Origin of the sequence: Pseudemcibacter aquimaris, from assembly GCF_028869115.1 — a bacterium.
In the GTDB taxonomy this organism is placed as follows: domain Bacteria; phylum Pseudomonadota; class Alphaproteobacteria; order Sphingomonadales; family Emcibacteraceae; genus Pseudemcibacter; species Pseudemcibacter aquimaris.
On the sequence record NZ_CP079800.1, the window covers coordinates 1,052,521 to 1,067,112 of the forward strand.

General features: G+C 41.2%; 11 protein-coding genes and 2 tRNA genes. 7 read left to right on the forward strand and 6 right to left on the reverse strand.

Annotation, left to right across the window (positions count from 1 at the left end):
• The first annotated feature begins 150 nt into the window (after positions 1 to 150).
• The 3 genes from KW060_RS05210 to pssA all read left to right on the forward strand — a co-directional run bounded on the left by KW060_RS05210 (position 151) and on the right by pssA (position 3,547).
• Positions 151 to 2,031: an ABCB family ABC transporter ATP-binding protein/permease gene (locus tag KW060_RS05210; protein ID WP_249035317.1), complete on the forward strand. Its 1,881-nt coding sequence runs from the start codon at positions 151 to 153 to the stop codon at positions 2,029 to 2,031.
• A gap of 66 nt (positions 2,032 to 2,097) precedes the next feature.
• On the forward strand, positions 2,098 to 2,796 hold the full coding sequence (locus KW060_RS05215; RefSeq protein ID WP_249035318.1) for a phosphatidylserine decarboxylase: 699 nt from the start codon (positions 2,098 to 2,100) through the stop codon (positions 2,794 to 2,796).
• A gap of 7 nt (positions 2,797 to 2,803) precedes the next feature.
• Positions 2,804 to 3,547, forward strand: a complete 744-nt coding sequence (gene pssA, locus KW060_RS05220; protein WP_249035319.1) for a CDP-diacylglycerol--serine O-phosphatidyltransferase — start codon at positions 2,804 to 2,806, stop codon at positions 3,545 to 3,547.
• 9 nt (positions 3,548 to 3,556) lie between these two features.
• Here pssA and KW060_RS05225 read toward each other — a convergent pair whose 3' ends face one another.
• The 5 genes from KW060_RS05225 to KW060_RS05245 all read right to left on the reverse strand — a co-directional run bounded on the left by KW060_RS05225 (position 3,557) and on the right by KW060_RS05245 (position 10,567).
• Complete coding sequence (locus KW060_RS05225; RefSeq protein ID WP_249035320.1) at positions 3,557 to 6,721, reverse strand: efflux RND transporter permease subunit; 3,165 nt, start codon at positions 6,719 to 6,721, stop codon at positions 3,557 to 3,559.
• Between the two features lie 28 nt (positions 6,722 to 6,749).
• Positions 6,750 to 7,814, reverse strand: coding sequence for an efflux RND transporter periplasmic adaptor subunit (locus tag KW060_RS05230; RefSeq protein ID WP_249035321.1), 1,065 nt, complete (start codon positions 7,812 to 7,814; stop codon positions 6,750 to 6,752).
• A gap of 262 nt (positions 7,815 to 8,076) precedes the next feature.
• Positions 8,077 to 8,619, reverse strand: coding sequence for a hypothetical protein (locus KW060_RS05235; protein WP_249035322.1), 543 nt, complete (start codon positions 8,617 to 8,619; stop codon positions 8,077 to 8,079).
• 158 nt (positions 8,620 to 8,777) lie between these two features.
• Positions 8,778 to 10,187 (reverse strand): type I glutamate--ammonia ligase, encoded by a 1,410-nt coding sequence (gene glnA / locus KW060_RS05240; RefSeq protein ID WP_249035323.1) that lies wholly within the window; start codon positions 10,185 to 10,187, stop codon positions 8,778 to 8,780.
• A gap of 41 nt (positions 10,188 to 10,228) precedes the next feature.
• Positions 10,229 to 10,567 carry a P-II family nitrogen regulator gene (locus KW060_RS05245; RefSeq protein ID WP_249035324.1) on the reverse strand — a complete coding sequence of 113 codons (339 nt, stop codon included), beginning with the start codon at positions 10,565 to 10,567 and terminating at the stop codon, positions 10,229 to 10,231.
• A 312-nt stretch (positions 10,568 to 10,879) separates the two neighbouring features.
• Between KW060_RS05245 and KW060_RS05250 the strand changes: the two genes are divergently transcribed.
• Both KW060_RS05250 and KW060_RS05255 read left to right on the forward strand, forming a co-directional pair.
• Positions 10,880 to 10,956 (forward strand) — tRNA-His (locus tag KW060_RS05250).
• A 63-nt stretch (positions 10,957 to 11,019) separates the two neighbouring features.
• Positions 11,020 to 12,030 carry an MBL fold metallo-hydrolase gene (locus tag KW060_RS05255; RefSeq protein WP_249035325.1) on the forward strand — a complete coding sequence of 337 codons (1,011 nt, stop codon included), beginning with the start codon at positions 11,020 to 11,022 and terminating at the stop codon, positions 12,028 to 12,030.
• Positions 12,031 to 12,033: 3 nt separating this feature from the next.
• Here the strand turns inward: KW060_RS05255 and KW060_RS05260 are convergent, their stop codons facing one another.
• Positions 12,034 to 12,555, reverse strand: coding sequence for a hypothetical protein (locus KW060_RS05260; protein ID WP_249035326.1), 522 nt, complete (start codon positions 12,553 to 12,555; stop codon positions 12,034 to 12,036).
• Between the two features lie 190 nt (positions 12,556 to 12,745).
• Between KW060_RS05260 and KW060_RS05265 the strand changes: the two genes are divergently transcribed.
• Both KW060_RS05265 and KW060_RS05270 read left to right on the forward strand, forming a co-directional pair.
• Positions 12,746 to 14,236, forward strand: coding sequence for an NAD(P)H-hydrate dehydratase (locus KW060_RS05265; protein ID WP_249035327.1), 1,491 nt, complete (start codon positions 12,746 to 12,748; stop codon positions 14,234 to 14,236).
• 196 nt (positions 14,237 to 14,432) lie between these two features.
• Positions 14,433 to 14,517 (forward strand) — tRNA-Leu (locus KW060_RS05270).
• Positions 14,518 to 14,592: the final 75 nt, after the last annotated feature.

Below are 14,592 nucleotides of genomic sequence, written 5' to 3' on the forward strand. Positions count from 1 at the left end.
ATAATCATACTTCCAAAAAATCCAGTACTAATACCCTCAGGCAGATATTATGTAATTGTCGTTAACAATGTGTAAATTAATTGACCTATTATAACAATTATGTTCAACTTTTTTGATAATTTTTAATTTCTTTTTTAAGGATCATTTTTAATGGCATCCGATCAATCCACGGGTAATGAAAAATCGATAGAAGACAATGAAAACGAAGGTAATCATTTAGCGACAGTACGTGAGTTATGGCGATATCTATGGCCAAAGGGCAGGACTGATTTGAAAGTCAGAGTTGTTCTTGCCATGTCGTTTCTTGTCGCGGCAAAAATACTGGGTGTTTATGTGCCCTTTATTCTTGCGGATGCGGTGGATATTCTTGCGGGTGATAAAGAAATTACGACTGAAATAATTATTGGCGCAATTCCGGTTGGGCTTATTGTTGGGTATGGTCTGGCGCGGGTCTTATCACAAGCCTTTGGTGAAATACGAGATGCTATATTCGTTAAGGTTGGACAGCATGCTTTAAGAAATATTGCGTTAAACACGTTTAGACATCTTCATCTATTATCTTTGCGGTTTCATTTGGAACGTAGGACAGGTGGATTAAGCCGTGTGATTGAACGGGCAACGAGAGGGATTGATTTTCTGCTTCGTTTTATGCTTTTCAATATTTTACCGACTATTCTTGAAATTGGCATTATTTCGAGCATCTTTTGGGTAAAGTTTGGTTTCCTTTATGCGCTGATCACGTTTGTATGTTTAAGCAGTTATATTTATTTCACGATCGCAGTGACAGAATGGCGGCTTAAGTTTCGCCGCGAAATGAACAAGCAGGATACCAAGGCCAATGGTCGCGCCATCGACAGCTTGATTAATTTTGAAACGGTTAAATATTTCACAAGCGAACATCACGAAGCAGAACGATACGACAAATCACTTAAAAATTATCAGCAGGCCGCGATCAAAAGCCAAATATCGCTAACGCTGCTTAATGTGGGGCAGGGATTTATTATTTCCGGTGGTTTGGTTGCTGTGCTTCTTATGGGGGCGCAGGGCGTTGCAGAGGGGCGCTTTACAATCGGTGAATTTGTCTTGATCAATTCACTGTTAATTCAAATATATATCCCGCTTAATTTTCTGGGGTTTGTGTACCGTGAAATTAAACAATCCCTCGTTGATATGGAAAAAATGTTCATGCTGATCGCGAAACATCCTGAAATTCAGGATAAAGCGGATGCAGAACCGATTGATATCAATAAAGGTACCATTGAATTTAATGACGTGAATTTTCACTATTCAGAAGATAGACCAATTTTAAAGGGCGTATCATTTAAGGTTGAAGGTGGCACCACAACAGCCATCGTCGGATCAAGTGGGGCCGGTAAATCAACCATTTCAAGGATATTATTCAGGTTTTATGATATTGCGTCGGGTTCGGTGACTGTGGATGGTCAAGATGTGCGTGATGTACAGCAATTAAGTCTGCGTAATGAAATCGGTGTCGTGCCGCAAGATACGGTTCTTTTTAACGATAGCATTAAATATAATATCGCATACGGCCGTCATAACGCCACTGATGAAGAAGTGGTCGAGGCAGCAAAGCTTGCGAAAATTCATGATTTTATCATGACATTACCTGATGGTTATGAAACTGAAGTAGGGGAGCGCGGCTTAAAACTTTCCGGTGGTGAAAAGCAACGGGTTGCCATCGCGAGAACCATTTTGAAAAATCCATCAATTCTATTGCTCGATGAGGCAACATCAGCACTAGATAGTCATACGGAACGTGACATTCAACAATCGTTGGAACAGATTTCTGAACAAAGAACGGCAATTGTGATTGCCCATAGGTTATCAACCATTATCAATGTGAATGAAATTTTGGTGCTGGATGGTGGACAGATCGTTGAACGCGGAAAACATACTGAATTGCTTGATAAAAACGGAAAATACGCACAAATGTGGCAGAAACAACAGCAATTGGATGAAGCACAACAAAGGCTTATTGAACTTAAAAAAAATGATGAAAAGCTTGCATAACAGTCGCTTAAGGATTATCGAATAAGTATATATATTTGTTATTTTCTACCGAAGGGTAATTAAAAAATGGAAACTATTCTTTCCGTATTCGTACCAATTCACCGCGAAGGCCATAAATTTATCGGCGTTTTTGCAATTGCTACTGCACTGTTATTTTTAATGCAGGTGCCGTCTTTCTTTGTCATGGTTGGTATTATTCTAACTGCTTGGTGTGCTTATTTTTTCCGTGACCCGGACCGTGTAACACCACAAAAAGAAGGATTGGTCATTGCCCCTGCTGATGGTGTTGTGCAATCGGTTAAAGAATCTGTGCCACCAGCTGAACTGGATATGGGTAGTGATACATGCACTCGTGTCACCATTTTTATGAATGTATTTGATGTTCATGTGAACCGTGTGCCGGTAGACGGTAAAATTGTTCGTCAGGCTTATACACCGGGTAAATACCTAAACGCATCACTTGAAAAAGCATGCGAAGACAATGAGCGTCACGCCATTCTTATGGAAACTGCTAGCGGTAAGAACATTGCGTTTGTTCAAATCGCTGGACTTGTTGCACGTAGAATTCTTTGCTGGGCGGAAGACGGTAAAGAAATGAACGCGGGTGAGCGTTTTGGCCTTATCCGTTTCGGTAGCCGTGTTGATGTATATCTTCCGAAAGGGGTAAATTCATTGGTGGCTGTTGGACAGCGCGCCATTGCCGGTGAAACTGTAATTGCCAATGAAAAAGGCCGTGAAAAACAACGTGACGGGGCCATCAGGTAATTAATTTATGACAGATAAAAAATCACGTTTTCATATTCCTGTTCGTTCACTTGCGCCAAATGCGATCACTGTTCTTGCATTATGTGCGGGCATGTTTGGTGTTCGTTTCGCCTATCTTAATCAGTGGGAAGAGGCGGTAACATCCATTCTTATTGCTGGTGTATTTGATGGCCTTGATGGCAGTGTTGCACGGCTTTTAAAAGGAACCAGTAGGTTTGGTGCCGAACTGGATAGTCTTTCTGATGTCATCAGTTTCGGCGTTGCGCCGGCTCTTATAATGTATATGTGGGTATTAAGTGACGTGCGTGGTGTGGGGTGGCTTATGTCATTAATGTTTGCTGTTTGTATGGCTCTAAGGCTCGCTCGCTTTAACACAGTTATGAAAGATGATGAATTAGGCGCAGAAGTAAAAGCGGGCTATTACACAGGCATTCCTGCGCCAGCATCGGCGGCACTTGCCTTATGGCCGATGATCCTGTCATTTGAGTTTGGTTTTAAATTTTTAGAAAACCCAAAACTTTGTTCAGCATATATGGCGGTGGTTTGTTTATTGACTGTAAGCCGTATTCCGACTTTTTCACTGAAAAGCCTTAAAATCCATAAAGAGCATGTTTTATTTGTTCTTATCGGGATTGGGATTTTGGCGTCATTGTTGATAACTGACTTGTGGATGACAATGTCAGCTGTCGGGATGCTCTATGTTATTTCGATCCCGACAGTTGCATTAATTGCTGTAAGAAAAAAGAAGTAATCCCTTTTCTTATTCTGCAGCCTGCTGTTGTGAAGCAGGTGCAATCGGTTTTAGGTGTGATTCACGGTATTTCTTGGATAGCTTTACACGTGCTGCCAACATACATGGTGTTAGTAGCAGTGTAAGCACTGTCGCAAACAATAACCCGAATGATAGGGCAATCGCCAGATCGACCCAGAATGAACCGTATGGCGCGCCAATTTCAACCTTACGGCCAGCAAAGTCGATATTGACCATAAACACCATCGGTAATAGTCCAACCACCGTTGTGATTGTTGTCAGCATCACCGGACGTAGACGTTGTGCTACTGTTTGTACGATCGCTTTGTAAGCATCCATGCCGGATTCTTTAAGGCGGGCGTATGTGTCAATCAGCACGATGTTGTTGTTCACCACAATACCCGCTAGCGAGATAATTCCAACACCAGTCATAATAGTCTGGAACGTGCGGCCAGTAATCATAATACCAAGTAGCACACCCGCTGTTGAGAGCAGAACCGCAAGCAGAATTAGTCCTGAATGATAGAAGCTATTAAATTGTGTTACCAGAATAAGCGCCATCAGGAACAATGCCATTAAGAATGCCTTTGCAAGGAATTCCTGTGATTGTTGTTGCTCTTCATCGGTACCTGCGAATTTAACTTCTACGCGGCTGTCGAAGTTTTGTTGTTCAACCCATTCACCAATCGCCGTAGAGATACTTGTACGTTGGGTAATATCTTCAACGTTTGCACGGATTTTATAAGCCGTTTTTGTATCAATTCGTTCGATGGTGCTGATTTTCTGTTTTGCAACACGTTCAACGAAGTTTCCAATTGGAACTTGACCGTCACGTGTTTGAATACGGACTTCATCAAGTTGTGTGATATTGCGGTATTCTTCCGGGAAGCGTACACGAATATCAACTTCATCGTCGGCATCATCAGGGCGATATTCACCTACCTTGATACCATTGGTTACAAGTTGAATAACGCTGCCGACATTGGTGATGTCTGTTCCAAAAATACCGGCCATAGCACGGTCAACTTCAAGTTCCCATTGAATTCCAGGCATTGGAAGTGTGTTATCAAGATCTGTTAAGCCCTCAACATCATTTTCCATGTGATCATAGATTTTTTCAACAACAGGAAGCAGAACATCCATGTTTTCGGATGTAATTTCAAGTTGGATGTCTTTACCCTGTGTTGGGCCTGATGCTGGCATAACATATTCAACAACCACACCCGGGATCAGGTCAGTTTGTGCGCGTAGGTCGGCAATAATTGTATTAACCGGTTTAGTGCGCTTGTCCCAATCAATGAAGTTTAGGAATAATGTACCAACCACGTCTTCTGTTTTATCAGAAGAACTGTCAACAACAGCAGAAGTTGTTGATTGGAAGTTTTCAATATTCTCGTCCTTTTTGATGATTTCTGCAACCTGACGTACAAACACATCGCGTTCATCAAGAGACAGGTTACCTCGTGCGTGCACATGGATCTGAATGCTTTCCGGTTCCATTTCAGGGAAGAATTGAACGGGTGTTCCAGACATACCGAATGCAATGAACACTGCAAAGATTGCGGCAACAATACCACCAGCAAAGCGGAACGGGTGACGAATGATTTTGTCAACAAGTCTTACGTACCAACCTGTGAAACCTTTAAGGTCTTCTACGTGGAAATCACCGGCGGCCATATGAGAAACATTTTCACCTGCATCATCCGCTTTTTTACCGATGATACTGCCAAGTGTCGGCATAAAAATCAGCGCCATCAGGAACGAGGATGATAGTGTAAAGATCAACGTCAGTGGCAAATAACCCATAAATTCACCCGGCAATCCAGGCCAGAATAATAGTGGTAAGAACGCAGCAAGTGTTGTTGCAGTGGAAGCAAGAATTGGCCATGCCATACGTTGCGCCGCCATTTTATAGGCTTCTTTCTTATGAAGGCCTTCCTGCATTTTACGGTCAGCATATTCCGTTACCACAATTGCGCCATCAACCAGCAGACCCACAGAAAGGATCAAACCGAACATCACAACTTGGTTAATGCTCATGCCAACACCATTCATCAGGAATATCGCAAGTAGGAATGAACCTGGAATGGAGATCGCAACAAGGAATGCCGTACGCTCACCAAGGGCAACAATCATTGCAATCGACACAAGTAAGATCGCGGAAATAATACTGTTCTGTAAGCTTGATACGCTTTGTTTTACTTCTTCAGCTTTTTCACCGACAAAATCATATTGAATGCCTTCTGGCCAGTATTCGGCTGATCTTTTCACGATCTCACGAATGATCGCATCGGTAAGAATAACATTTTCACCCGTTCTTTTACTTACCCCAAGTGACACCGCAGGTTGATCATTAAAGCGGGCGTAACTTGTTGGGTCTTTATATGAACGGCGGATCGTTGCAACGTCCCCAACGGTCACAAGGCTGTTGCCGGACGCTTTTAATGGGATGTCATATACATCCTGTGCTGTTTCAAAAATTCCCGGAATTTTAACGGAAAAACGACCGTTACCATTATCCAGTGAACCCGCTGCAATCAGTCGGTTGTTGTTGTTCAGGATGGTATAAAGCTCGGAATATGAAAGATCATACATTTCTAGCTTTAGCGGATCGATAATAATTTCAAGCAAGTCTTCACGTGCACCTGAAATTTCTGCTTTCAGAATAGAAGGGACACTTTCAAGATCGTCACGAAGGCGTCTTGCGATTGTATACATCACACGGTCAGGTGCGGAACCATAAAGTACCACGTTTAGGATCGGAAATTCACTGATGTTAATTTCTTGTACTGTTGGTTCTTTGGTTTCGGCAGGCAGTTCAGAACGTGCTTTATCGACTTCTTCACGCACATCAATTAGCGCTAAATCAACATCAATACCCGCATTAAATTCAACCACGACGCTCGCACCACCTTCACGGCCAATACCACGGATCATTTTGATACCTTCGATTGTACGTAGTGTTGTTTCAAGTGGTTTCACCAGCAGACGTGCTGAATCTTCCGGTGAGATACCATCGTGAACCAGACTTACGTAAATAGTCGGGATTGTAATATCCGGCTCAGCTTCTTTCGGTGTCGTGATATATGAAAATGTACCACCTACGAAGATCAGCGTAAGACAAAGCAGTACGACGCGGAAATGATCTATTGCTGCATTGATTATTGCGTTCATTTTATTATCCTAAATAATACGTTCGTCGTTAGTTTTGTGCTGCTACAGGTGAAACACTTTCGCCGGCCTTAACAAATTCGTGCCCTTCAACGATGATGTTTTCACCATTACTCACACCAGTGACCCAAATACCGCTTTCGTGATTACCAACGATTTCAATTTCTTTGAATTCTACACGGTTGCTACTGTCAACAGTACGAACACCAACAAGTCCACTGTCATTAAGAACAAGTGTTGCTGGTGAGATTTTTTGCGCCATAACATCGTTACCGTTCAAAAATAGTTCCGCTGTAATACCGTCGCGGATATCTTTATTTGGGTTATCCACTTCTAGTTCGATACGGAATGTACGTGTGTTAGCATCAGCAATTGATGCGATATAACGGATTTTGCCCTCTAGACGACGACCGTTTTGAAGAATTGCGTATGCTGCATCGCCAATTTTTGCTTGTGAAACCTGATTTTCAGAAATATCTGCAACCACAAGGAATGGATCTTCTTCCATGATCGTTGCACAAACATCACCGTCTTTCATGTAATCACCAACTTCGATTTGGCGGTCATTGATAACACCATCAAATGGTGCGCGAATGTTTGTGTTATCCAGATCAAGTTTCATACGTGTAGAACGAGCAACCGCTGCATCCAGTGCTGATTTCGCTGCTGAATGTTGTGTTTCAGAGCGGTGACCTTTTGCAAAAAGATTTTCTGATGCTGCAAATTCCAGTTCACGTTGCTTAACAAGTGCAACTGATTCAGCGTAATTAGCTTCACGGTCTTCAAGGTCAATGCGACATACCACATCGCCCTTGCTTACACGCATTCCTTTTTCAACAGGAAGTGAAACAATACGACCTCTGATTTGACTTTTCAGATTAACAGTACGTTTTGATTCTGTGTATCCACGCAGAACAATGTCTTTTTGATAACTTTCTGTATTCGCCTGAATGACAGATACAGACATTACTGGTGCAGCTGTCGGAATGGCCGCAGATGCTTCGTCAGCATCTTCAGAAGGGAAGAAAACACCAGAAAGAAGGACTAATGCAATGCCCACTACGATCAGGGCGGCTGTTCTATATGATTTGTTCATAACAGTACAATTCTTTTTAAGTTAAACATTAAGGATATTTAATATGTGTATTTAAGCATGAATTAGGCAATTTAAAGGCCTTTAAATACATTTTTTTAGCAAATATCCTGTTTCAATTTGATGGATACATATACTAATAATGTAATATATGTAAACATAAATATGTTATAGGTGTAAACATATCGTTAAATTCTGCAATTTAATTGCGTTTAAACGAATAAAAAATGCGATAAAATAAATATATTAAGCGAAAAAATACGAATCAATCAAAAAGATCGTCAATTGCACTTTGGTCGTTGGTGTCACTTGGTCCTGAATCAGCATCAAAGAAATCATCGATGTTATCTTGTGGGGCTGTTGTTTCAGTACTATTAATAATATGTGAGCACTGTTCAATCAAGCGTTCCATGCTTGGCGTATAACCATCCAGAATAAAGGCGATATAATCCTTATCTTCTGTTTTGATTGCTTCCTCGACATTTTTGATAGTGGATAATAACAGTTCGTCCATCTCAGCGACACAGTCTTCAAACGGTTTTTTATATCGTTCTGGGGAATGGTCGTATGCTTCGATTGCAAGGTCTTTATCTTGAAAAACACTGTATTTAAAGTGATCCTGATATGAGAGTGCTTCCCATTCGAGAATATCTTCAAGGCATTCTGGCATATCTGCAATCATGCCAATTAACATGTGGATTTCATTGAAATGATTCAGGTAATCAGTCGCGAGTAAGGTTTGTGGGTTAATGTTTTTACCCTCAACCAGCTTTTGATACTTCTTATATTCTTCTGATAGCGTATCCATAAAGCCTGTCTTGTCCATTTTACTATTGTTTTTTATGATACTATGACACGATATTGTTGCTTAAACGTTAATCTTTATTCAAGCAGATAAAAAATCGAGGCCCGGTCACTATTCATGACCGGGCCTCTAGTATATTGGATTCTAAGCTATATCGTCAATTAAGATGAATAATACATTTCAAATTCAACCGGATGCGGTGTCATTTCCAGACGTTGAATTTCTTCACGCTTAAGTTCGATATATGCATCGATCTGATCATCAGAGAATACATCACCTTTTTTCAGGAACTCGCGATCCGCATCAAGTGCATCAAGTGCAACAGCAAGTGATTCAGCAACACGTGGAACTTCTTTTAGCTCTTCAGGTGGAAGGTGATAAAGATCTTTATCCATTGCTTCACCAGGGTGGATTTTGTTTTCAATGCCGTCAAGACCAGCCATCATAAGCGCAGCAAATGATAGATATGGGTTTGCTGTTGGATCTGGGAAGCGAACTTCAACGCGCTTACCATTCGGGCTTGCTGAATAAGGAATGCGGCAAGATGCTGAACGGTTACGTGCTGAATAAGCTAGAAGCACAGGAGCTTCAAAACCAGGTACCAGGCGCTTGTAACTGTTTGTTGATGGGTTTGTGAATGCGTTGATGGCTTTTGCATGCTTGATGATACCGCCAATATAGTAAAGGCATGTTTCAGAAAGGTCAGCATAGCTATTACCTGCGAAAAGTGGCTTACCATCTTTCCAGATTGACATGTGTACATGCATGCCTGAACCATTGTCAGCTGCAATTGGCTTTGGCATAAATGTTGCTGTTTTGCCATATGCGCGCGCAACTTGGTGTGTGATGTATTTATATGTTTGAACGCGTTCCGCTGTTTCAGTAAGCGTGCCGAAAGTAAGGCCAAGCTCATGTTGAGATGGTGCAACTTCCTGATGGTGCTTATCCATTGGAAGGCCACATTCTTTCATGATTGATACCATTTCACTACGGATATCCTGACAACGATCAAATGGCTCAAGCGAGAAATAGTTGCTTGTCGCTGCTGCGCGGTGGGCTTTATTGCCACCTTCTTCTGATTTGCCAGTGTTTGTTGGTGTTTGCTCGTCATCAAGTGAATAGCTCGCGCCATTGTAATCGATGCTATATTTTACATCGTCAAACATGAAAAATTCTGGCTCAGGACCGAAATAGGCTGTGTCGCCAATGCCTGTGAACTTTAGGTAGGCTTCTGCGCGTTCTGCTGTCGAACGTGGGTCACGACCGTAACCTTCGCCTGTTGCAGGCTCAACGATTGAACAGTAAATTGCAAGTGTTGCCTGGCCATAGAATGGATCAATAAATGCTGTAGTAGGGTCAAGCTCAAGGATCATGTCAGAATCATTGATTGATCTCCAACCCGGTACGGATGAACCGTCAAACATAACGCCTTCTTCAAACATATCTTCATCAACAACATCTGCGCACATGCTGATGTGATACATTTTGCCTTTTGGATCTGTATAACGAAGATCTACATATTCGATTTCTTCTTCTTTAATAAGATCTAATACTTTTTGAACATCTGACATTTTATTTTCCTATCTTGCTCGGTTAAGAATGAATTTTAAATTTAAATGGCATCATCACCGGTTTCACCGGTACGGATGCGAATGGCTTCTTCCACATTGCTGATGAAAATTTTTCCATCACCAATACGGCCTGTTCTTGCAGCTTGTTGAATGGCTTCGACAGCATTTTCAACAAGATTGTCTGCAAGGATGATTTCGATTTTTACTTTTGGAAGGAAGTCAACGACATATTCAGCGCCGCGGTAAAGTTCAGTATGGCCTTTTTGACGACCAAAACCTTTTGCCTCGATTACAGTAATGCCGGATAGACCGACTTCATGTAGTGCTTCTTTAACTTCGTCCAATTTGAACGGCTTGATAATGGCTTCAATTTTTTTCATTTTTAAATATCCAAAAATATTACGGTTTACCAATTAATGGTTCACTTAATAGCAAGCCGCGTGCCAACTTTTTAAAAGGGCAGAAAACAGCGGTTTTTCTAATAAGGGCTTATTTATGAGATATTTACCTGATTAAAATGAATCCAGTTCGTGCCTAAAAAATAGGCATGTGAATGTTAAATGATCATCATGTATTTTTTTGTGAAGTGGCCAATTTATAAAAAGAATTGTTTTTTTTAAAATATCATACTTGACGCTGAGCGTGAGAGTCCTTAAAAGGGCTTCACTTTCCACTTGGAAGTTCTTTTTGTGGCGGGTGTAGCTCAGTAGGTTAGAGCGCCAGATTGTGATTCTGGATGTCGCCGGTTCGAATCCGGTCACTCGCCCCATTTTCCCCATTTACATTAAATAATCGATCATTTAGCCTGTTTTGAAAAATCAGGGACGAGTGTATGAATTTCAAATCGATATTAATATTAGTGCTAACGGGGCTATTAATTTCCTGTGGCTCTTCTGATCAAGGACAGGAAATAGTCGTTACAGAAAACGAGCAAGTACAAGGCCGCGGTGAAGGTAAAGATAACTGGTGGGATAATTTACCGCGAGATCATTGGGGTAAATTTGAACGTGTCGAGCTTCCGGAAGATCAGGGCTGGTTTGAAGTTTATAAAATCACTGACCGTATTTATGCCCTTTATGAAATGGGACAATTTGAAGAGGTTATCTCTTATCTGATTTTAGGATCAGAAAGAGCGTTGTTGTTTGATACAGGAATCGGTGTCGGTGATATCAGAAGCCTTGTAACCGCCTTAACGGACTTGCCGGTTTCGGTGCTTAATTCTCACACGCATTATGATCATGTTGGGGGAAATTATTTATTTAACCGAATTTATGGCACCGGAACTGATTATACAAAAAATCATGAAAATGGTCGCCCGAATGAAGAAGTGCGTGAATTTGTTGGCCCGGGCTGGGTTTGGAAAGATATGCCAAATGAAGTCACTGTCGATAATTATACAAGTAAACCGTTCAAGGTAACCGATATTGTGAATGATGGCTTTGTCATTGATCTGGGTGATAAGACATTAGAGGTGTTCTTGGTGCCGGGCCATACACCTGATGCTTTAGTGCTGCTTGATCGTCGTGACAGGCTTTTATTTATGGGTGATACATTTTATCCTGCGTCCCTTTATGCCCATATGGGCGATGCAAATTTTGGTGATTATGTTGCATCCGCAAAAAGACTTTCTGAAATGGCACAGGATGTTGATATTCTGCTGCCGGCCCATAATGAACCGTGGGTTCCTTCAGAATACTTAAATGCCATGTATCAGGGTTTTCTGGATATTCAAAAACCGGGCGCAGAGTACCGTATAACAGATGGTGACCGTGAATATCGGTTCGATGGGTTTACAATTATGGTAAGTGATCCGGCACCTTGGGAAATTGAAGAAGAGGAATGATCTTTAATCTTCGTATTGAATGGCGGTGATAATATGAGAGACATCCTCGCCGTCATCGGAAAGTGGTAAATCAATCCACTTAAATTTTCGAATTTCACCTTTTGTATCTGTCGCTGTACCTTCGCAGACACATATATGCTTTTTATGCATAAGGGAGAGGTATTTTTCGTATCCTTGAATAGAAATATCTTTTTCGGGTGGGTTTCCTGATTTTATGGCCTCATAAAGTGTTTTTCGACCAAAACATTGTGCGAATGCTTCACCAACAATTAAATTTCTTTTGTAATCTTCAGGTGTGCCGCCAATATCCATTACGCTCATATACGTATGCCAACCTATGAAATCTTCGAATTTGAAATCCGACCAAGCGGGGATACGGTCTTCTTTCCACGCTTCTTTCCAAAGGCGGTAAAAAACCATGAGCTTGCCGATTCTGTCAGGAGGGGTAGTATCTGCTTCAAAAAAGTAGCAGGTAAAATCCCTTCCTAAATCGTTAAAATATACGGTTGGTAAACCATCATTCATTGCGAGTACGCTTTCACTAAAAATACCTAATAAAAATATTAAGAATCATTCTTAATAAAAGAGGGTAAATCTTAATAAATGGTTAACAAAATGACTAAGAGGCGTTTAAAATACATTTTATGGAATTAAAGCTTTGCTGTAACGTATTTATTTTTTTAATCTGTTTTAGGTGAAAATTGGGAACTAGCGGATGAACAACAATAATAAATACGCAGTATTAACGACAACGCAAATGGGGGAAGCCGACAAAATTACGATAGATCAGTTACAGGATGTTGGTAAAACAGGCGCTGATCTTATGGAAAATGCGGGCTTAACTGTTGTTCGGGAAATCGTTGGATGTGTCGATGGCAGGGCAGCATTAATATTATGCGGTCCCGGCAATAATGGGGGGGACGGTTTTGTTATTGCCAGACATTTGAAAAAACATGGTTGGTCAGTTGATGTTGCATTATTAGGAAGTGTGGAAAAACTATCTGGTGATGCGCGTGTTATGGCGGATTTCTGGGAAGCGGAAATTTTAAATTTAACGCCAGATATATTCAAAGATCAGGATTTAATTGTTGATGCACTTTTTGGTACAGGGTTATCGAAAAATATTGGTGGTGAATTAGCAAAGGTTATAGAGACAGCAAATCATCATCCTGCATATAAAATAGCAGTCGACATTCCCAGTGGTGTAGAGGGAAATACGGGTAAAATATTAGGGATAGCTTTTTATGCGGATAAAACAGTTACCTTTGCACGAAAGAAGCCAGCACATTTAATTTATCCAGGGAAAGAACTCTGCGGTGATGTTATTGTTACTGATATTGGGATCAATGACCGTACAATTGAAGCAGTAGAGCCGAATATGTTTGAAAATTACCCCGCATTATGGCTGAACGCATACCCTATTAATTCTCAAGATGCTCATAAATACCACCATGGACACGCTGTGGTCGTTAGCGGTGGCTGCACTAAAACTGGTGCTGCAAGGTTAGCGGCAACATCAGCATTAAGAACTGGCGCAGGCCTTGTTAGTGTTAGCAGTCCTGAGGATGCCTTAATTGTTCATGCGTCCCATTTAACGTCAGTTATGATTCGTAAAAGGGCAGAGCTTAATGTGGATTTGGAGGATCAAAGACTAAATGCATGGTGTATAGGGCCAGCGGCTGGGGTTAATGGTCAAACACGAAAAGATGTTCTTTCGATAATAAAAGCAAATAAGAGAGCTGTTCTTGATGCTGATGCGCTCACGGTATTTGAAGAGGGGCCACTTGAATTGTTTCAAGCCATAAACACAACTGACGAAGATGTTATTTTAACGCCACACGCTGGCGAGTTTGCAAGATTATTCCCGTATCAGAAAGAAGAAGATAAGCTTTCCGCAACATTGAGTGCTGCTAAGCTATCGGGTGCAGTGGTTGTTTATAAAGGGGCAGATACTGTTATTGCGTCACCAGATGGTAGGTGTGTTATTAATAGTCATGCGCCAGAAACACTAGCGACTGCTGGGTCGGGGGATGTTCTGGCCGGCATAATAACTGGATTGATCGCGCAAAATATGCCCGGCTTTGAAGCGGCCTGTGCAGCAGTATGGATGCATAGCGAATGTGCAAATCGGATAGGGGTAGGGTTGATTTCAGAAGATTTGGAAAAAGAGATTCCATTTGTTTTGCAAAATTTACTGGAAAATTGATCGTAAATACGACTAATACGCGTAAGGATGGTGTTTGGTGGTGTTTAGCTAAGTGTTTGAAAAATAATATATATTTTTTAAAAAACGTACTTTAGAAAATTTTTTTACAAAAATATGAATTTTTCTGTGGCGTTTTCAATTTATTTGGCTATAAATGCCTCTCAACACGCGATTGTGATGTTTTTGGTAACGATACGCGGGTGTGGCGAAATTGGTAGACGCGCTAGATTTAGGTTCTAGTGTCTTATGACGTGGGGGTTCAAGTCCCTCCACCCGCACCAAAAAATCACAAGCATTGGATTTTGTAACATGGACTTTGTGAGCAATTGCAAGGTCCCTTATTATTAGATAGATCG